Origin of the sequence: Agrobacterium sp. LAD9 (assembly GCF_003031125.1) — a bacterium.
Lineage (GTDB): Bacteria > Pseudomonadota > Alphaproteobacteria > Rhizobiales > Rhizobiaceae > Agrobacterium > Agrobacterium radiobacter.
In genome coordinates this window covers 362794-382740 of sequence record NZ_PHGS01000025.1, presented here as the reverse complement: position 1 = coordinate 382740, position 19947 = coordinate 362794, and the positions used below count along the sequence as shown (strand labels likewise).

Sequence of the window (19947 nt, the reverse complement as noted above, 5' to 3'; positions counted from 1 at the left end):
AATGTTATTACGTTACAGAATACGGACGGGGCAGCATTGAACCCGTCGTTTCCAGATCGTCCACGTGTCCGCCGTGAGGTCCACGCGAGCGTTGCTAAAGAACGAGGTCCACATGTCAAAAAAACTTCCCGTCACCGTGCTTTCCGGCTTTCTGGGCGCCGGCAAGACGACGCTTCTCAATCATATTCTCGCCAATCGCGATGGTCTGCGCGTCGCGTTGATCGTCAATGACATGAGCGAGATCAATATCGACGCCGCGCTGGTGCGCGATGGCGGCGCCAATCTCTCCCGTACGGAAGAGCAGTTGGTGGAAATGACCAATGGCTGCATCTGTTGCACGCTGCGCGACGACCTGTTGACCGAGGTGCGGGCGCTGGCGGAACAGGGCCGTTTCGATTACCTGCTGATCGAATCCACCGGCATCGCCGAACCTCTGCCGGTCGCAGCAACCTTCGATTTTCGCGATGAAAACGGCCGCAGCCTTTCCGATGTCGCGCGTCTGGACACCATGGTGACGGTGGTGGATGCCGCCAATCTTCTCAAGGATTACGGCTCGTCCGATTTTCTGGCCGACCGGGGCGAAACGGCGGGCGAAGGTGACAACCGCACCATCGTCGACCTTCTGGTGGAGCAGATCGAATTTGCCGATGTCGTCGTCCTCAACAAGATCGGCACCGCCACGCCGGATGAGAGGGATGCCGCACGCAAGATCATCGTCGGACTGAACCCGGATGCGAAACTCATCGAGGCCGATTTCGGCAAGGTAGCGCTGAAGGAGGTTCTGGGCACAGGCCGTTTCGATTTCGCCAGGGCCGAAGAACACCCCCTGTGGTTCAAGGAATTGCACGGCTTCAAGGATCACATTCCCGAAACCGAGGAATATGGCATCCGCTCCTTCGTCTATCGCGCCCAAAAGCCGTTTGACCCCGTACTGTTCCAGCGCTTCATCGACCGCGCCTGGCCGGGGGTGGTGCGTGCCAAAGGCTTCTTCTGGCTGGCAACGCGTCCGCGTTATGTCGGCGAGATCAGTCAGGCCGGCGCATTGGTCCGCACCGGCAGGATGGGCCTCTGGTGGTCCGCCATTCCTAAGGAGCAATGGCCGCGCGAAAAGCAGTTTCTGGATATGATGAAGCCCTATCTCGACCCGGTCTTCGGTGACCGGCGACAGGAAATCGTCTTCATCGGCTCCGATCCGATGAGCGAGGCGCGCATCCGCGCGCAGCTCGATGCCTGCCTTATCGATACCGAAGCATTCACGCCGGATGTATGGCGGCACCTGCCGGACCCCTTCGCCAGCTGGGACAGGCAGGCAGCCTGATTGACTCCACCGCCCGCATTTTAGCCGAGCGGATGCGTCTTTCGCCTTCTCCCCGCCGGGGAGAAGGTCGCGGCAGCGGGTTGTGGGGGCAAGCTCTTCGCAAATCTCTGCGCTTGCCCCCTCATCTGACCCTTCAGGCCATCTTCTCCCCGACGGGGAGAAGAAACAAGCACCACCGTTTCGCGAAAATGAGCGTACGAAACACTACAGAAAATTCAGCGTTACCAACGCCAGCACAAGATAGCGCCCGACCTTGGCGATGGTGACCAGCAGCAGGAAGACCGGTAGCCGCTCCTTCATGATGCCGGCGGCAACCGTTAGCGGATCACCGATCAGCGGCGCCCAGCTGAGCAGCAGGGACCATTTGCCATAACGACGATACCAGTTCTGCGCGCGCTCCAGCGCCGCCTCCCCGACCGGAAACCAGCGTTCACGCCGAAAGCGCTCAATGCCGCGGCCGAGCAGCCAGTTGGCAAAGGAGCCTGCAACATTGCCGGCGCTGGCCACGGCGACCAATAGCCAGACAGGCTGGGATTTAAGAAGGATGAGGCCCGCCAGTGCCGCCTCCGACTGCATGGGCAGAATGGTCGCCGCGATAAACGCCGTTACAAACAAACCCGCATATACTGCCAGATCGGCCATTGCCCGCCCTTCATCATCCGCGAATCTCACGGTCTTTGCCGAAGTGCCGGATGACGCCCCCGGCGTCAAGCGGGCTACATTTCACACGGCCTTACAGCACATCGGCGGCAATGGCCTGAACCACATCATGGCGGGCTACATCCAGCAGCGCCTTATGAACCGACAATTGCCGAGTCTTGCCCGATGCGGACAGAATGAGGATTACGGTTTCCTTCGGCGGGCAATTCGGCAGCGCGCAGGAAATCTCGTGGACGGAGACGATGTCGTCTTCTGAAAGGAACAGCAGTTCACGCGTCCAGTCCTTCATGATGCGGGCCTGCGAGACGATCGCGGAGCCGCTGCGCGCAAGCGGATTCGTTTTTACCGTCATCGAAATGCCTTCCGCCCCGCCTGCGAGGCCAATGTATCGAACAGATCGCGGATCGGCTGCTGCGGCATATCCATGCCGATCAGGACGATGCGCGTTGCGCGGTTGCCATCCGGCCAGCTTTCCAACCGGGTCAGTGGATAAAGCCGATGCTGCACCGCATGGGCGACAACCGGCCGCTCGGGGTCATCCGTCGCACCGAAAATTCCCTTGAGCCGCAACAGGCCGGAATGCACATTGCTGGTGACGAGTTCAAGAAAAGTGACAATCGCCTGCGGATCCAAAGCGCCGTCAAAGGTGAGATCGAAGGCCTCGACCCCGACACCATGGCGGTTGATATCGTGCTGATGGGCGGAATGAAGGCTCAGCCTGTCGGCCGCCAACCATCCCGGTGCATCCTCCGGCTTGCCGCGCAGCGAATAATCCGATGCCTTAAATAACGACATCAGGTCGAAGCCGGCCGCATTACGGTCATGAAACAACGCCGCAGGATTGAGATCGGCGATGCTTTCGCGGTCAATAGCCGCAGCATCCGCAAGATCGGTTTTCGTCAGGACGACGTGGTCGGCAAAGGCAAGCTGTTTCCAGCCCTCGATAAAACTGTCGAGCATCGCCGGGCCGGCGACAACGTCGAAAGCCGTCACCACGCCTGAAAGATGGAAATGCCGGGCGACAATGTGATCACGCAGGCCAAGCGCCGGCGTGCCGCCGGCGATCAGGCTGTTGATGATCGGTGCGGGATCGGCAAGGCCGGTGGTTTCGATAACGACGCGCGATACACCAGGCACCACCCCTTCCAGAAAGGCCTGATGCAGCTCGTAAAGCGAGGTGCGGATATCGCTGGTGGCGGTACAGCAGATGCAGCCCGTCGTCGTTCTGAAATATCGTTCAGAACCCGTCCGAACCAGACCGTGATCGATGGGCACCGCGCCGAATTCATTGACGATGACAGCGGCATCACCCATGGCCGGCTCAGCCAGAAGCTCGTTCAGCAACGTCGTCTTGCCCGCCCCCAGAAAACCCGTCAGCAGGGTGACCGGCACCGTGCTGACGGATGGCGCGACGGTTGGGTCGTCCCTGCGCTCCACCGCCCTCTTCCGCTTCATTCCGAACACGTCAGCACCTTCGCTATCCATAAAATTCACCGCACCATAATACGTAATGTAATAACATATCAATGACGATTACGGGATTTCCGGCGAGAGCAATTCCCTTATGCCGGATAAGAAAATGTCATGGCCACATGCTCCCAACTCTCGGGCGCATGAAAAAACCACGGAACGAAGGAAATGGAATAATAAATCCGTTTCCTTCACTTTCGTTTTAATCGTTCCACGTTCTCTTGCATTTTCGTTAGAGTTCGCTTTTAATCAGTAGTGCTAATACAGGAAAGATCACCCGCAGCCGGATCGAGGAGGATAGGCTGCAATTAAGGGGCTGTATCTTTTACTGTTTTCATAATGGGAGGAATCACCTTGAAAAAACTCAGCTACCGCCTCGCCGCGGCATCCGCGCTTTCGTTTTTTGTCACATCGAATGCATATGCAGTAACGGAAATCCAGTGGTGGCACGCCATGACCGGCGCCAATAACGAGGTCGTGGATACGCTGGCGAAAGAGTTCAACGAGAGCCAGAAAGATTACAAGATCACGCCCGTCTTCAAGGGCACCTATCCGGAAACCTTGAATGCCGGCATTGCCGCCTTCCGCGCCAAGCAGCCGCCCGCGATCATTCAGGTCTTCGACGCCGGCTCGGGTGTGATGATGGGTGCCGCCGGCGCCATCAAGCCGGTGGCGGATGTTCTGAAGGAAGGCGGTTATACCTTCAACAAGGACGAATATCTGGCCGGCATCGTCGCCTATTATTCCAAGCCTGACGGCACCATGCTGTCCTTCCCCTATAATTCGTCCTCGCCGATCCTCTATTACAACAAGGATGTCTTCCAGAAGGCCGGCCTCGATGCCGCCAACCCGCCGAAGACATGGCCGGAAGTTTTCGAAGCCGCCAAGAAGATCAAGACCAGCGGTGCCGCCCAATGCGGTTTCACCTCCACATGGCTCACCTGGATTCAGACTGAAAACTTCGCCGCGTGGAACAACGTTTCCTATGGCAGTAATGAAAACGGGCTTGGCAGCACCGATGTGAAGCTCGCAGTCAACGCGCCGCTCTTCGTCGAGCACTTCCAGGCGATTGCCGATCTGGCGAAAGACGGTGTCTTCCGTTATGGCGGCCGCACTTCGGAGGCCAAGCAGCTGTTCATGTCCGGAGAATGCGGCATCCTGACCGAATCATCCGGCGGCCTTGGCGATATCGTCAAGACCGGCATGAATTACGGCATCGGCCAGCTTCCCTATTATGAGGGCCATGGTCCGCAGAACACCATTCCGGGCGGCGCGAGCCTCTGGGTCTTCGGTGGCAAGAGCGATGCCGAATATAAGGGTGTGGCCGAATTCTTCCATTTCCTCTCCCAGACCAAGATCCAGGCACGCCTGCATCAGGTCTCCGGCTACATGCCGGTGACGATCGCGGCCTATGAGGAAACCAAGAAATCCGGCTTCTACGACAAGAACCCTGCCCGCGAAACGCCGCTTCTGCAGATGATGGGCAAGCCGCCGACGGAAAATTCCAAGGGCGTGCGCCTCGTGAATCTGCCGCAGGTGCGCGACATCATGAACGAGGAGTATGAGGCGATGCTGGCCGGCAAGCAGGACGCAAAAACGGCGCTCGACAAGATTGTCACGCGCGGTGATGCGGCCATCAAGCAGGCCATCGGCAACTAAACGATCCCTGCCCCCGCCCGCATCCTTATCCGGTGCGGGCGGCACTCCCATCTCATCAGGAGATCGCCGTGCAAAGCGTCGTATTCCCCAACAAGATCCTGCCCTATCTGCTGGTCGCACCGCAGATCATCCTCACGGTGATCTTTTTCTTCTGGCCTGCAAGCCAGGCGCTCTACCAGTCGACCATGCGCGAGGACGCCTTCGGGCTGAGCAGCAATTTCGTCGGGCTGGCCAATTTTTCCGCCGTACTTTCAGACGAGAGCTATCTGAACTCGCTGCAGGTCACGGTCATCTTCAGCATCCTGACCGCACTCGTCTCCATGGGGCTGGCGCTGCTTCTGGCGACAGCGGCGGACCGCGTGGTGCGCGGCAAGGGCTTTTACCGCACCATGATGATCATGCCTTACGCCGTCGCGCCCGCCGTGGCCGGCATGTTGTGGCTGTTCATGTTCAACCCGGCCATGGGAACCTTCTCCTATATCCTGCGCCGCAACGGCATCATGTGGGACCCGCTGCTCAACGGCAATCAGGCCATGCTGCTCGTCGTCGCCGCCGCGGCATGGAAGCAGATCAGTTACAATTTCCTGTTTTTTGTCGCAGGCTTACAGGCAATTCCTAAATCATTGCTGGAGGCGGCCTCCATTGACGGCGCGCGTGGTGCGCGACGCTTCTGGACCATCGTTTTCCCGCTGCTTGCGCCGACAACCTTCTTCCTGCTGGTCGTCAACACCGTCTACGCCTTCTTCGATACCTTCGGCATCATCCATGCCGTGACCGGCGGCGGGCCTGCAAAGGCCACGGAAACGCTGGTCTACAAGGTCTATAATGATGGCTTCGTGAACCTCAATCTCGGCTCTTCCGCCGCGCAATCCGTCATCCTGATGGTGATCGTCATCGCGCTCACCGCCTTCCAGTTCCGCTTCGTCGAGAAGCGCGTGCATTACGGCTGAGGATCTCCCATGATTGAAAATCGCCCCGTCGCACGCGTGATCGCCCATCTGATGCTGGTACTCGGCATCATCATCGTGGCCTTCCCGATCTATTACACCTTCGTCGCCTCCTCGATGACGTCGAACGACATCATCCGCCCGCCAATGTCGCTACTGCCCGGCGGCCATCTCGGTGAAAACTATACCGACGCCATGGTCGGAGGCGTCGAGCGTGTCGTCGGCGTCAGCCTCGAGCGGCTGCTGTTCAACAGCTTCGTCGTGGCGCTCGCCATCGCCATCGGCAAGATCGTCATCTCTTTCCTGTCGGCCTTCGCCATCGTCTTCTTCCGCTTTCCCTTCCGCATGGGCTTCTTCTGGATGATCTTCATCACGCTCATGCTGCCGGTGGAAGTCCGCATCCTGCCCACCTACAAGGTCATCGTCGATTTAGGCCTGATCGACACCTATGCGGGACTGACACTGCCGCTGATGGCCTCTGCGACGGCAACCTTTCTCTTCCGGCAGTTCTTCCTCACCATTCCCGGAGAAATGGTGGAGGCGGCGCGTATCGATAATGCCGGGCCGTTCCGCTTCATGCGCGATATCCTGCTGCCGCTGTCGAAAACCAATATTGCTGCCCTCTTCGTGATCCTGTTCATCTATGGCTGGACCCAATATCTCTGGCCGCTGCTCGTGACCAACGACGCCAAGATGAACACGATCATCATCGGCCTCAAGCGCATGGTGGATTTCACCGATGCCTCGACGCCCTGGAATTATGTGATGGTGACGGCGATCCTCGCCATCATCCCCCCTGTTATCGTTGTGGTGCTGATGCAGCGCTGGTTCGTCAAAGGTTTGGTGGAGACCGAGAAGTAATGGCAAAAATTGCGCTGAAAGACGTCCGCAAGGTTTATGGCGGCAATGTCGAGGCCATCAAGGGCGTATCGATGGACATCGCCGACGGCGAGATGATCGTGCTCGTCGGCCCCTCCGGCTGCGGAAAATCCACCCTGTTGCGCATGATTGCCGGACTGGAGGGCATTTCGGGCGGCCAGATCATAATCGGTGATCGCGTCGTCAACGATCTCGAACCGTCGGACCGAGACATCGCCATGGTGTTCCAGAATTATGCGCTTTATCCGCATATGACGGTGCGGCAGAACCTTGCCTACGGCCTGAAGAACCGCAACACGCCGAAGGACGAGATCGATCGGCGTATCACCGAGGCGGCCAAGGCGCTCGAAATCGAACAGTTCCTGGAGCGCAGGCCGCGCCAGCTTTCCGGCGGCCAGCGCCAGCGCGTCGCCATGGGCCGCGCCATCGTGCGCAAGCCGGCAGCCTTCCTGTTCGACGAGCCGCTCTCCAACCTCGACGCCAAGCTGCGCGTGCAGATGCGCGTCGAAATCCGCCGCCTGCAACGCTCGCTCGCCACCACCAGCGTCTACGTGACCCATGACCAGATGGAGGCCATGACGCTGGCAGACCGGCTGGTGGTGCTGAATGCCGGCCGCATCGAGCAGATGGGCACGCCGATCGAGCTTTACGAAAAACCGGCCACCACCTTCGTCGCCACCTTCATCGGCTCTCCCTCCATGAACCTGCTCAACCACGGCACGGCGACGGCCAACGGCTCTTCCGGTTGGTCGGTGCAGGGAGCCACCGCACTGCCACAGGGCGTCGCCACGCTCGGCATCCGCCCCGAAGATATCACCCTTGCCGATGAAGCCCCTGCGGATGCCGCCTTCACCGGCACCGTACAGGTGGACGCCGTGGAACTGGTGGGTGCGGAAAGTTATGTGCACGGATCCTTCGCCGATGGCACTGCGATCGTCTTCCGCGTCCACGGCCGTTCGCAGCTGCGCATCGGCGAGACGCTGAAAATCGCCGCACAGGCAAAGGACTTCCATCTGTTCGATGCGGCGGGGAAGAGGATTTAGGACGTTCGTGGCGGACTGGCGTCGGCCGGGCATCGCCGCCTATTGTGGCCATGCCCGGCTAATTTCAAGCAGATGACACGGCCGGAAGAGACTGTCGGGATGCCAGCTTCTTGCCGAATTTCTGTGAGGGCAACTCAACGAAGCGGTAGCTCAAATAGGCCATGATTACCGTCAAGGCACAGGTCAAGACGATAATGACATGTACGGGATAAGGAGCGAGCTGCCGGTAGGGCAGAACATATTCCACGACCGGCTGGGCGACCGGACCGAACAGATAGACGGAATAGCTTATCGCACCAAGCCAGACAAAAACCGGATGCGTGATATGGAGCTTGGTCGTGAAGAGTGCAAAAAATGCCATTCCGGCGTAATAGGCAATCGTATAGCGATACCAGGTCTCGCCGAAACCCATATCCACATTGTAGCTTAGAAGGCTGATGACAGGCACGGCCGCGACAACGAGAAGCGACGTCGCAAGAATAAGCCGCCGCAGATGCGGCTCGGCCTGCTCGCTGGCGCCATGGCGCCACAACAATCCCCAAAACATGACAGTCAGTCCAAGCGGAATGGCGACCGGTAGTTTGATGCCCACAACATAACGAGCTATTCCCATCGCGACTGCGCACAACAGGAAAAACACCACCGCACCGACCGCACCCTCCGGCTTATGCAGGAGTCTGACATAAAACAGCATGCCGCTGACAATGTAGAAGATGATCTCTATCTGTAGCGTCCAATAGACGCCGAGAATATTCTGCTGCCCCAGAAATTGCTGCAGCATCGTCGTATTGGCAATGATCTGCTTCAGCGTGAATACGTCTCCCCGCACCAGCGGAATAATCGCAAGAGCCAGGATCATCGACAGCCAATAGGCAGGATAAAGCCTGAAAAAACGCGAGATTGCGAAGCCGCGCAAAGGCGCATTGCCCGCTTTCAGCAAAGAGAAAGGAATAACAAAACCGGAAACCGCGAAGAACATGACAACAGCGATTTTTCCGAGATCGAAATATTCCGCAAAGAAGTAGAATAGATAATATTCGAGGGAATTGGAGGTAAATCCGTTCTTATGGGCTACTTCGGCGATATGAATATATATAACCGCCAAAGCCGCTATGCCCCGAATGGAATCGACGTAAATCCAACGCCCGGGATGGCGATCCGCGCTCATTAATACCTCACTAAAAATCGATTATAAAAATGTAATATTCGCAGTCTTCAGCAAACTATACTGCTGCCCAGCCATAAATTGCAACCAACCTTATTTTCGCCGGCTCCCACCTTTGCGAAAAACACATCCCGGCCTAAAGCCGGAATGTGGTGCGATAATTTCAACCAGGACTGCAAACTGTCGTCATTAGTGACGGCGAAGCGAGCGCTACCGATCTTCTACCAGACAAGTTCCACCTGCGGCCGACCGTTGGAGGTTTTCTCCACCGTCCGGCCGGATGTATCGACGTTGCAGTGAACCCGCTGCCGGAAGGCGGAAAAGCTTTCGAAGGTGACGACATCCACCGGGTCGTCAAGATGCAGGGTCAGCCGGTAGCGTTCGGGATCGCCGCCGAGCGCCTGCACGCCCAGAACGGAGGCCACGAAGGGCTGGCCTAGATAAAAGCCTTCCACCCTTGAGCCCAGAAGGTAGGGGTTGAAGGCGGGGCGGTTGCCGGCTGATGCGTGGAGGGTATTCCAGTCGCGGAAGCCATATTGCGCGGCGATGAGTTCCAGCGCCTTTGAATGGGTGATTGCCTGCCCCTCGCCTTCGAGAGCGGCGCGCAGGCGTTTCGCCTGTTCCTTCAGTCCCTCAAGTGCGGGAAGCGGTTTGGACACGTACATAACGGTTCTCCAACATGAGCATGCCGAATGTTCCGAAGGGGGTCCGCGTTGCCATCGACGACATGCAAAACATGGGGATGACCGTTATTCTGAAAAGAGCTTCACCAGGGGCGCAAACGCCTGCGGACGGCCGGGGCTCTTCTGCCCGTGGCCGTCCCTATAGCCGATATGACGCCGCCCGTCAAAGGCGGCGCAGCATCGAACCGTGATCAGAAGCGATAGGTAATACCCGCGCCGATCAGCCAGGGATCGAGCTTGGCCTTGCCGCTGATCGGCGTGCCACCCAATTCGGCGGTCCAGTCGGTCTTCAGGAAGATCTTCTTCACGTCGAAGTTCACGCCCCAATGCTCGTCCAGCATATAGTCGAAACCGACCTGCACGGCAGCACCAAGCTTGTTCTTGACGTCGAGATTGCTGAAACCGGGCTTTTCCGACTGGTTGTAGAACAGCGAATAGTTCACGCCCGCGCCGATATAGGGTTTGAAGGCGCCGAAATCGGTGAAGTGATATTGCAGCGTCAACGTCGGCGGCAGCAGCCATGTCTTGCCCACTGGCGTTCCGGCGAGCACGCCCTCGCCGTTGATCTTGGCGTAGGTGGTGCCAAGGATAAGCTCGGCGGCGATATTCGGGGTGAAGAAATAGCTGATGTCGAGTTCCGGGATCACGGTGTCCGAATAGGACAGGCCCGCGCCCGGCACACCGTCGACGCTGCCGCTGTCATTGGTGATGACGCCGAGGCCGCGCACGCGCAGCATCCACGGGCTTGCCGCGGCAATCGCCTCTTCGGCGGTGGGCGCCGGCGCTGCCGGGGCCAGATCGGCCGCCATGGCATTGGCGGATATCAGCGTGGCCGCAGCACCAGCCATGACACTGGCAAGCAAAGCGGTTTTTCTGTTTCTGTTCGTCATTCCATCTCTCCTATAGCGCACCGCAGCCGGGCAAGTCCCCGGAAACCGGCTGATGGCGGCGGGCCTGGCGAATCTTCGCTTGGCCGCAACCGCTTGGGAGCCAGTATGACAACGGGAAAGGCAGGCCGATTGAGATGGATCAAACCGGCGTGCCGATCACGCAAGGGAGCTGATAACCGGCACGCACCGTGACAATTGCGCAACAATACCGCTCAGCGATCGAGGATCGGTGCACGCCGCGCCCGGCACATGCTCGAAAAATACAAAAAAAGCCTGCATCAGCAGGCCTTTTTCAGTGCATCACCTTTCTCACGCGGTCTGGGGCGTGAGGCTCGCGGAACCGGGCTTGCGCAGAAGCAGAACCGAGACGGCCGCGATCATGCACATTAGACCGGCAATCTGCAGCGCGGGCATATAGGTGTCGAAGTCGCTCTTGAAGAAACCGGCGCCAAAGGCGGCGGTGGCGGCTCCCAGCTGGTGGCCGGCAAAGACCCAGCCGAAAACGAGACCGGCCTTTTCACGGCCGAAATTCTCGGCGGCAAGCTTCACCGTCGGCGGCACGGTCGCCACCCAGTCCAGCCCGTAGAAGACGGCAAAGACCGAAAGTTCCACGAAGCTGAACCCCGAGAATGAGAGATAGAGCAGGGACAGGCCGCGCAGACCGTAGAACCAGAACAGCAGGAAGCGATTGTCGAACCGGTCGGAAAGCCAGCCGGCGAAGATCGTGCCGAAGAAATCGAAGATGCCGATTACCGCCAGTGTGCCCGCCGCCGTCACCGCTGCCATGCCGAAATCACCGCAGATTGAAATCCAGTGTGTCTGGATAAGACCGTTGGTCGAAAGCCCGCAGACAAAAAATGTGCCGAAAAGCACCCAGAAGACCGGGTTGCCCGATACGCTCTTCAGCGTGACCAGCGGCGATAGCAATGTGGCCAGAAGATTGTGATCCTGCTTGACCGGCTTTGCCACCACTGTCTCGCCATAGGCCGGCAGGCCGACATCGGCAGGATGGTCGCGCATCAAAAGCAGGACGAGAACCATGGCCGTGGCAATTACCGCCACGGACAGGGTAAGGGCGGTTCGCCAGCCATAGGCTTCCGTCAGCGCCGCCAGCAGCGGCAGAAAGACCAGCTGGCCAGTGGCATTGCTCGCCGTCATGAGGCCGATCACCAATCCGCGACGCTTGGAAAACCAGCGAGCCGCCACGGTGGCGCCCAATACCAGGGCGGTCATGCCGGTGCCGACACCGATCACCACGCCCCAGAGCAGCAGCAATTGCCATACCTCGGTCATGAAAAAGGAGGCGACGATGCCGCCCATGATCAGGGCGAGCGCGGTGGACACCACCTGCCGGACGCCGAAATGATTCATGAAGGCGGCGGCAAAAGGCCCAAGCAGGCCGAAAAGCACCAGCCTGACGGCCATAGCGGAGGAAATATCGGCAATATCCCAGCCGAATTCCTGATGCAGCGGCTGGATCATCACCCCTGCAGATCCCATCGCACCGGCGGTGGCCAGCATGGTCAGAAAGGTGGTTGCGGCAACGAGCCAGCCATAATGCAGATTTCTGCTGGCCATCCAGCTGGCGAGGCGTGTGGAGAGCATGTTCAAATTCCCTTTCCAGCGGCCGTGGCCGATATTTTACGGGTATATACCCTATATTGCAGGCAGATACCCGCATATCCCCAGAAATTACAGGGCTGCGAGCAGTTCCTGCAATTGTGCTGTCTTTTCGGGCCCAAGCCGGGCCTCGATTTCATCCTGTACTCCATCCCAGAGCGGCGCACCCGCCTTCAGGATCGCGTGTCCTTCCGTCGTCACCGTCAGCATCGCTTCCCGCTGATCCTCGCCATGGCCGATGGCCACCAGACCCATACGAGCCAGCACCTTGGCATTGCGGCCAACGGTGGAGCGATCCAGTTCCACCCGCGCGGCCAGATCGGTCAGCGAGACGGGCGCTGTGCGGTTGATGTTCCGCAGCAGGCTGAACTGACCGATATTGACGCCAAGCGGCGCCAGGGCCTCGTCATAATAGGACGAGACCTTACGGGATGCTTTGCGCAACAGGATGCAGTGGCAACTATCGTTTGGCATTTGTATCGGGTATATACCCGTAAATTTTTACGCGCAAGAGGTGCTCGGGAATTATCGGCGGGCAACGCCCCCCTTGGTCATATAGCAGAAACAATAAACCCCGGCTTTGGGCCGGGGTTTGATATCAGCAGCGAGGTTCGTTCAGGCAGAGAGCCTGCGGCCGCTTGCCACCAGCAGACCGGCAGCGCCTTCCAGCCAGCCTGCTTTCAGTTCCAGCGCCAGGAAACGGCTGCGCTCGAACGGGCCGGGCATGATGAGATGCTGGGCCTTGTCGGCGAAGAAGCCGAAACGTTCGTAATAAGGGGCGTCGCCAACCAGAAGAACGGCGCCGTGGCCGCGCTTGGTGGCTTCGCCAATGGCGGCACGCATCAGCGCCGAGCCGATGCCCTTGCCCTCATGGGCGGCATCGACAGCCAGCGGGCCGAGCAGCAGCGCTTCGACGGCGCGACCTTCGCGGGAGATACCGGCCTCGACATTCCACAGGCGCACCGTGCCGATGACATGGCCATCCTCATCGCGGGCGACGAGTGCCAGACCTTCGGCCGGAACGCGACCGGCGCGCAGCTTCTCGGAAGACTTGCGGCGGCGGCCGGTGCCCATGGCGCGGTCCAGCAGGTTCTCACGGGCGACGACATCGCCCGGATTTTCCTGATCGACATGAAATGTCTGCGGTGTGAAAAATGCCCGTACCGAATTCAAAAGAGCGGCCATCCTTGGCCTCCCGTCACACTACCGCCCACACGCGGCCCTTGATAAAAAAATGGTGGAGCCGTTCCGGCCCGCCGACACGCTTTCCTCGGCTGGAAGAGGTGCAGCAAGCAGGGATTTGCGCATCAGCACAATCGGCAAAGCCGGAACGGAAGCTTGGTCGAGACGCCGCCCTGCTCAGCGGACGGCGTTCGGATCAGATGATGTAAGCCTTCAGCGGCTCGAAGCCATTAAAGGCAACGGCCGAATAGGTCGTCGTATAGGCGCCCGTGCCTTCGATCAGAACTTCGTCGCCGATGGTCAGCGAGACCGGCAGCGGGTACATGTTCTTTTCATACAGCACATCGGCGCTGTCGCAGGTCGGGCCGGCCAGAACGCAGGGCTCCATCTCGTCCTGATCGCGCTCGGTGCGGATCGGGTAACGGATAGCCTCATCCATCGTCTCGGCGAGACCGCCGAACTTGCCGATGTCGAGGAACACCCAGCGGTGGTTGTCGTTGTCGGACTTGCGCGACACGAGAACAACTTCCGCCTTGATGACGCCGGCATTGCCGACCATGCCGCGGCCCGGCTCGATGATCGTCTTCGGGATCTGGTTGCCGAAGTGCTTGCGCAGCGCCGTGTCGATCGCCTGGCCGTATTCTTCGGCAGCCGGAACGTCGCGCAGGTACTTGGTCGGGAAACCACCACCCATGTTGACCATCTGCAGGTGGATGCCCTGCTTGGCAAGCGAAGCGAAGACGCGCTTGGCATCGGCCAGCGCCGCATCCCATGCGTCGAGATTCATCATCTGAGAACCGACGTGGAAGGATACGCCGTAGGATTCGAGGCCGAGCTGATGTGCATAGACCAGAACGTCGACAGCCATCTGCGGCACGCAGCCGAACTTGCGCGACAGCGGCCATTCGGCGCCTTCGCCATCCGTCAGCACGCGGCAGAACACGCGTGCGCCGGGAGCGGCACGGGCAACCTTCTCGACTTCCTCGTGGCTATCAACGGCGAAGAGATCGATGCCGAGCGCATGAGCGCGTGCAACATCGCGTTCCTTCTTGATGGTGTTGCCGAAGGAGATACGGTCGGAAGTCGCACCCGCATCGAGCGCCATCTGGATTTCAGCCACGGAGGCGCAATCGAAGTTGGAGCCGAGCGAAGCGAGCAGCTTCAGGATTTCGGGAGCCGGGTTTGCCTTGACGGCGTAATAGATGGCGCTGTTCGGCAGGGAGTGCCGGAAAGCGTTGAAATTGTCGCGCACGACGTCGAGATCAACCACGAGGCAAGGGCCTTCGGGACGTCGGGTCTTGATGAAGTCGAGAATGCGTGCAGTCGTCATCGATATATTCCCTGTTAAACCGACTTCGGAAAAATCCGAAGGACAAAGGACGCTCGAGATATGCATACGAATCAGCCGGTGGAGGCGCAGACTCGATAGCATACGCTCAAGGCGCGAATATGAACGACGCCCTGCCAGAGCATCATTCGGCTTTGTCTGCCATCGATTGGAGGGAATGACCCGACCGCACTTCAGGCAATGATGGTGTGCCTCTTCAGTACCCCGGCTGATGGAAAGCCGGCAGAGAACCAGAAAGGCCCGCACCGTCGTTGCTTCATATGTCCTCGCATTTCCCGGTTGGCCGGAATAGCGACTGGAGGGGTTAGTTCCAGGTACCTTACCTAAATCCTCACCACATCGAGGACTCGGCGGACACACATGGGCACGTGCGACTTTGGGCAGCACGGGAGATAAGAATATTCGCAGTCATAATCAAGAGGAATTTTTCACCAAAGAGCGGATTTTTTCAGCAGTGAATTAAGGGTTGAACAGTGACTTGCGCACGTTCAATTATATGGAACGAACCGGAGGATTTTCATGGACACGCTGACCCGCATCCGCGCCTTTATCGATGTTGTCGAAGCTGAGGGGTTTTCCGCCGCGGCGCGCAAGACCGGGCGCTCCAAGGCGCTTCTGTCCAAATATGTGCGGGAGCTGGAAGATGATCTCGGCGCACTGCTCCTCAACCGCACCACCCGGCAGTTCTCGCTGACGGAAGCCGGACATACCTATTACCGCACCGCTTCCGATATTCTGAAGGAGATCGATAACCTCGCCGATCTGGTGCGTGAAAAGAATGCCGATCTGAAGGGGAAGCTCAAAATTTCCGTTCCCCGCACCTTCATCGATGCCGATGTCGGCCAGAGCCTGATCGATTTTGCCAAGGAAAATCCGGAACTGTCGCTGGAAATCGTTGCGGAAGACCGATTCGTTGACCTGATCGAGGAAGGTTTCGATCTCGCGGTTCGAATCACCCGACTGGAAGATTCGGGTCTGATCGCCCGCAAGCTTTCCGATTTCCGGGTCTATGCGGTGGCGACGGCGGATTTCGTGGCGCAACACGGGCCGCTAGACGGCCCGCAGGATTTCTCCCGCGTGCCTTTCATCATCGACACCAATACGCGTTTTCATAATACAGTGCGGTATCTGGAGCCGGATGGCGGCTCGAATTCGGTCACCATCAGCGGGCCGATCGAGGTCAATAGCCCGCAGGCGACGTTGCGCGCGGCGCGCGCCGGTCTCGGCATCGCCTTGGTGCCGGATTTCATCGCCAGACCCTACATCCAGTCCGGTGAGCTGGTGACGCTGTTCGACGATTATATTTCCAAGGACAGGGGCATTTATGCGGTCTATCCGCATCGCCGCTACCTGCCCGCCAAGGTGCGCAGCTTTGTCGATTATCTCTCGGCGTGGTTCAGGAAGAACGGGTAACCCATCAAATGAAACGCCCGCCTTGCGGCGGGCGTCGGTGTTGGCTGAAAGTCAGATCAGAACGGCGAATCCGGGAAGTAGAACTGCTCGGCATTGTCCTTGGTGATCAGGGTCGCATCGAGGATATACTCACCCGCAACCGGGACCTGATCGTAGAAATGCCCGGCCGTCAGCTGCATGGCTGTCGCCACCATTGCCGGCGGATAGAGCACGTCGACCGGCACCAGCTTGTCGCCGTCCATGACCTTCTTGATCATGTCCTTGGAACCGGCGCCCGCAACGATATACTTGATGTCGGTACGTTTCGCCTGCTGGATAGCCTCCAGCACGCCGATTGCCATGTCGTCATCCTGACACCAGACCACGTCGATCTTCTTGTACTTGGTCAGATAGTCCTGCATCACACGGAAGGCGTCGTCGCGGTTCCAGTTGCCATATTGCCGGTCGAGAACCTTGACGCTGGAACCGGCAATACCCTTGTCGAAACCATCCTGGCGCTGCTGGTCGATCGGGATCGGCAGGCCGCGAATGACCACGACTTCGGCATCCGGCGTCGTCTTCTTGATGTATTCGCCCGCCACCTGGCCAAGCGCGGGGTTGTTGCCGGCAACGTAGAGATCGCGGATCGAATTGTCGTTGACGCTCGGCGCGCGGTCGACGAGCGCGACGAAGGTGCCCTTGTCCTTGATCTCCTTGATGGCGTTGACGAGCGGATCCGGATCGGACGGCAGCACGACAAGTGCATCGAGCCCCTGCACGGCAAGGTCCTGAAGCGCATTCGCCTGATTGGCGGCATCCGGCGACGTCTTGACGATGATGTTGAGCCCCGGATGCTCCTGCATCAGCAGCTTCGCCACACGCTCGGCATGATAGACGACGCCTGCCGTCCAGCCATGGTCGGCCGCCGGAATGGACACGCCGATGGTGACCTTCTTGTCCTGTGCGTGTACTGAACCCGCAAGCACCGTGGCCAGCGCGGCAAAGGCCACGCCGATGAATTTACTACGCATAGTCTCTTTCCTCCCAAGACCGGGGCGTTCCTCCTTCAACCGCGCCTGCCCCACATGGCGCGGCGTGATACGTCACCTGCGGCTGAGCGAGCGCTGCACCAGCATGGCGATGATGATGATCGCGCCCTGAATGGCGCCGATCAGATATTCGCTGACGAAGTTCGACAGGATCATGATGTTGCCGACGATCTCCAGAATGAAGGCGCCGCAGATCGTACCCCAGATGCGCCCTACCCCGCCTCTCAGCGCCGTGCCGCCGACGACGACGGCGGTGATCGCCTGCAGCTCCCACAACATGCCTGTCGTGGCCGAGGTGGAGGCAAGACGCGGCACATAAAGCAGCACCGCAACGGCGACGCAGAGCCCCTGCACCACATAAGCGATGGTGCGGACCCGTGCGACCGAAATGCCGGAGTAACGCGCCACATCCTCACTGGAGCCGACGGCCGTGAGATGCCGGCCATAGCGCGTGCGATAGAGCACGAAGGCGGCTATTGCGGCGGTGACGAAGATGACGATGACAGGCACCGGCACACCAAAGACATTACCGAAATAGACCGGGCGATAAAGCGTCTGGATTTCCGGGTTGCGCAGCGTGATCGCGCCGCCCTGCGACAGCCACGTGGTCAAGCCGCGATAAATGCCCATGGTGCCGAGCGTGGCGATGAAAGGTTCGATGCGGCCGATGGTAGTGATGAGGCCGTTTGTCAGCCCGCAGGCAGCCCCGATGGCGAGCGCCAGCGCCATGGCGGTAAGCAGCATCAAAAGCGGACTGGCGATGACACCGCTATTCATGAACAGGATCATCAGGCTGGCGACAAATGCGACCATGGCGCCGACCGACAGATCAAGCCCGCCTGACGTGATGACATAGGTGGCCCCGAGCGCGATGATGGCGATGAAGGCGCTGCGGGTGACGACATTCAACAGATTGTCGATGCCGATGAAATTGGGATTGGCGATGGTGCCGAGAACCAGCAGCAGGGCCAGCGCCACGAAAGGCGCAACCGCTCGCAGGTCCCAGTCCTTCGAGGTCTTCGGCGTTTTGCCGTTATCAAATGCGGCCTCAGTCATGTTTTCCCTCAGTTTCTTTATCAGGCCATATTTCCCGCGACACGGGCGCTCAGGCAGGTTCCTGCGTATGAACGCCCGTCGCCAGCGCCACGATGTCGTTTTCGGTCATGCGCTCGCCCGTCACCTCACCGACGATCCGGCCCGAACGCATCACCAGAATGCGGTCGCAGATGCCGATCAGCTCCGGCATTTCCGAGGAAACAACGATGATCGAGCGCCCCTCATCCGCGAGCTTGGCGATAAAGCGGTAGATCTGCTCCTTGGTGCCGATGTCGATGCCCCGTGTCGGTTCGTCGATGATGACGATGGAGGGATCGAGCAGCATCATCTTGGCAAGCAGCAGCTTCTGCTGGTTGCCGCCGGAGAGCTGGCCCGCAAGCAAATCCTTGCGGCCAGTGCGAATATCGAAGTCGCGCACCGCATCATCGAGCGCCGCCGTTTCGCGCCGCGTGTCGATCTGGAACATCCGGCTGAATTTCTTGAGCGAGGCCAGTGTCAGGTTGATCCGCAGATCCTTGCCAAGCAGCAGCCCCTTGCCCTTGCGGTCCTCGCTCAGATAAACGATGCCGGCCTTCAGGCTGTCTTCCGCCTTTGCGAAATGCACCGGCCTGCCGTGATGCCGCACGGTTCCCCGACCGGCGCGCAGGCCGAGTATTCCTTCCATGAGTTCCGTTCTGCCGGCGCCAACGAGACCGGCAAAACCGAGAATTTCGCCCCTGCGCAGGCTGAAACCGGCATCCTCTGCATAACCCGGAACGGTAAAATGCTCCACCTGCAGAACCGGCTCGTGCTCGCCGCCGGCGGCGCGGTCCGGATAAAGCTTGGCTACGTCGCGCCCCACCATGAGCCGCGCCATATCGGCAGGCTCCAGCGCCGATGCCGGATGGGAGGCGATCAGCTTGCCGTCACGCAGAACCGTCACCCGGTCGGCAATCTCCTTCACTTCCGGCAGACGATGCGAAATGTAAAGCACGGCCACACCCTTTGCCCGGATGTCCCTGATGACATTCAGCAGTGCATCCGTTTCGATGGGCGTAAGGCTCGCCGTCGGCTCATCGAAAATGACCACGCGATGCGGCACGAGCAGAACGCGGGCGATCTGCACCAGCTGCCGCTGGGCAATCGACAGGCTGCCGACAATGGCGTCGGGATCGATCGTACCGCCAAGATCGGCGATCGCCTTGCGGGCGCCGGCGCGCATGGCGCGGTCGTCCACCATGGCGCCCCTGCGTACTTCGCGGCCGAGATAGATGTTCTGCGCCACCGTCAAATCAGGCGCCAGCAATATTTCCTGATGCACGAGAACAATGCCGCGATGTTCAGCATCCACGGGGCCGCTCAGCGCCACGGCTTCGCCATCGATGCGGATTTCCCCGCCCGACGGCTTTTCATTGCCGGCCAGAAGCTTCATCAGCGTCGACTTGCCCGCACCGTTCTCGCCTATGATCGCGTGGACCTCACCGGCACGCACCGCGATCTCGATATCCTTCAGAACCTGTACCGGCCCGAAAGACTTCGACAGCCCAACCGTCCGGATAAGGGCATGGTCTGGAGATTCGTCAGCAAAAGCCATGTGCCGTCACCGG

19 protein-coding genes are annotated in these 19947 nt (G+C 59.4%); 6 read left to right on the top strand and 13 right to left on the bottom strand.

The window, feature by feature from the left end; genetic code table 11:
* Positions 1-112 precede the first annotated feature (112 nt).
* On the top strand, positions 113-1318 hold the full coding sequence (gene zigA / locus DA915_RS23195) for a zinc metallochaperone GTPase ZigA (protein ID WP_107677431.1): 1206 nt from the start codon (positions 113-115) through the stop codon (positions 1316-1318).
* Between the two features lie 204 nt (positions 1319-1522).
* Here the strand turns inward: zigA and DA915_RS23190 are convergent, their stop codons facing one another.
* The 3 genes from DA915_RS23190 to DA915_RS23180 all read right to left on the bottom strand — a co-directional run bounded on the left by DA915_RS23190 (position 1523) and on the right by DA915_RS23180 (position 3463).
* Positions 1523-1960: a YqaA family protein gene (locus DA915_RS23190; RefSeq protein WP_107677430.1), complete on the bottom strand. Its 438-nt coding sequence runs from the start codon at positions 1958-1960 to the stop codon at positions 1523-1525.
* Between the two features lie 91 nt (positions 1961-2051).
* Entirely contained in the window at positions 2052-2330 is a 279-nt protein-coding gene (locus DA915_RS23185) for a hypothetical protein (protein ID WP_020813361.1), read from the bottom strand.
* A complete protein-coding gene (locus tag DA915_RS23180) occupies positions 2327-3463 on the bottom strand; it encodes a GTP-binding protein (RefSeq protein WP_192886642.1) in 1137 nt (378 codons plus the stop codon). The genes DA915_RS23185 and DA915_RS23180 overlap by 4 nt, the downstream gene beginning before the upstream one ends.
* 333 nt (positions 3464-3796) lie before the next feature.
* Between DA915_RS23180 and ugpB the strand changes: the two genes are divergently transcribed.
* The 4 genes from ugpB to DA915_RS23160 all read left to right on the top strand — a co-directional run bounded on the left by ugpB (position 3797) and on the right by DA915_RS23160 (position 7976).
* Complete coding sequence (gene ugpB, locus DA915_RS23175; RefSeq protein ID WP_174014776.1) at positions 3797-5107, top strand: sn-glycerol-3-phosphate ABC transporter substrate-binding protein UgpB; 1311 nt, start codon at positions 3797-3799, stop codon at positions 5105-5107.
* A gap of 68 nt (positions 5108-5175) precedes the next feature.
* Complete coding sequence (gene ugpA / locus DA915_RS23170) at positions 5176-6057, top strand: sn-glycerol-3-phosphate ABC transporter permease UgpA (RefSeq protein ID WP_003506735.1); 882 nt, start codon at positions 5176-5178, stop codon at positions 6055-6057.
* Between the two features lie 9 nt (positions 6058-6066).
* On the top strand, positions 6067-6915 hold the full coding sequence (gene ugpE, locus DA915_RS23165; RefSeq protein ID WP_003506733.1) for a sn-glycerol-3-phosphate ABC transporter permease UgpE: 849 nt from the start codon (positions 6067-6069) through the stop codon (positions 6913-6915).
* A complete protein-coding gene (locus DA915_RS23160; protein WP_107677429.1) occupies positions 6915-7976 on the top strand; it encodes a sn-glycerol-3-phosphate import ATP-binding protein UgpC in 1062 nt (353 codons plus the stop codon). The genes ugpE and DA915_RS23160 overlap by 1 nt, the downstream gene beginning before the upstream one ends.
* A 64-nt stretch (positions 7977-8040) precedes the next feature.
* Here the strand turns inward: DA915_RS23160 and DA915_RS23155 are convergent, their stop codons facing one another.
* The 7 genes from DA915_RS23155 to odc2 form a co-directional block, all read right to left on the bottom strand.
* Entirely contained in the window at positions 8041-9144 is a 1104-nt protein-coding gene (locus tag DA915_RS23155) for an acyltransferase (RefSeq protein ID WP_107677428.1), read from the bottom strand.
* A gap of 218 nt (positions 9145-9362) precedes the next feature.
* A complete protein-coding gene (locus tag DA915_RS23150; protein ID WP_020813365.1) occupies positions 9363-9806 on the bottom strand; it encodes a glyoxalase superfamily protein in 444 nt (147 codons plus the stop codon).
* Between the two features lie 209 nt (positions 9807-10015).
* On the bottom strand, positions 10016-10714 hold the full coding sequence (locus DA915_RS23145; protein WP_107677427.1) for an OmpW family protein: 699 nt from the start codon (positions 10712-10714) through the stop codon (positions 10016-10018).
* 309 nt (positions 10715-11023) lie between these two features.
* Positions 11024-12319, bottom strand: a complete 1296-nt coding sequence (locus DA915_RS23140; RefSeq protein WP_020813367.1) for an MFS transporter — start codon at positions 12317-12319, stop codon at positions 11024-11026.
* Between the two features lie 87 nt (positions 12320-12406).
* Positions 12407-12808 (bottom strand): MarR family winged helix-turn-helix transcriptional regulator, encoded by a 402-nt coding sequence (locus tag DA915_RS23135; RefSeq protein WP_020813368.1) that lies wholly within the window; start codon positions 12806-12808, stop codon positions 12407-12409.
* 141 nt (positions 12809-12949) lie between these two features.
* Complete coding sequence (locus DA915_RS23130) at positions 12950-13519, bottom strand: GNAT family N-acetyltransferase (RefSeq protein ID WP_107677426.1); 570 nt, start codon at positions 13517-13519, stop codon at positions 12950-12952.
* A gap of 193 nt (positions 13520-13712) precedes the next feature.
* Positions 13713-14846: an ornithine/lysine decarboxylase gene (gene odc2, locus DA915_RS23125; protein WP_003506594.1), complete on the bottom strand. Its 1134-nt coding sequence runs from the start codon at positions 14844-14846 to the stop codon at positions 13713-13715.
* 537 nt (positions 14847-15383) lie between these two features.
* Between odc2 and DA915_RS23120 the strand changes: the two genes are divergently transcribed.
* The gene (locus tag DA915_RS23120) at positions 15384-16277 is read left to right on the top strand and encodes a LysR family transcriptional regulator (protein ID WP_003506591.1); all 894 of its coding nucleotides are present in this window, start codon (positions 15384-15386) and stop codon (positions 16275-16277) included.
* 56 nt (positions 16278-16333) lie between these two features.
* Here DA915_RS23120 and DA915_RS23115 read toward each other — a convergent pair whose 3' ends face one another.
* From DA915_RS23115 to DA915_RS23105, 3 genes are all read right to left on the bottom strand, one after another.
* On the bottom strand, positions 16334-17287 hold the full coding sequence (locus DA915_RS23115) for a substrate-binding domain-containing protein (protein ID WP_020011756.1): 954 nt from the start codon (positions 17285-17287) through the stop codon (positions 16334-16336).
* Between the two features lie 72 nt (positions 17288-17359).
* Entirely contained in the window at positions 17360-18361 is a 1002-nt protein-coding gene (locus DA915_RS23110) for an ABC transporter permease (protein WP_003506587.1), read from the bottom strand.
* 49 nt (positions 18362-18410) lie between these two features.
* Positions 18411-19934, bottom strand: coding sequence for a sugar ABC transporter ATP-binding protein (locus DA915_RS23105; RefSeq protein WP_003506585.1), 1524 nt, complete (start codon positions 19932-19934; stop codon positions 18411-18413).
* Between the last annotated feature and the right edge of the window lie 13 nt (positions 19935-19947).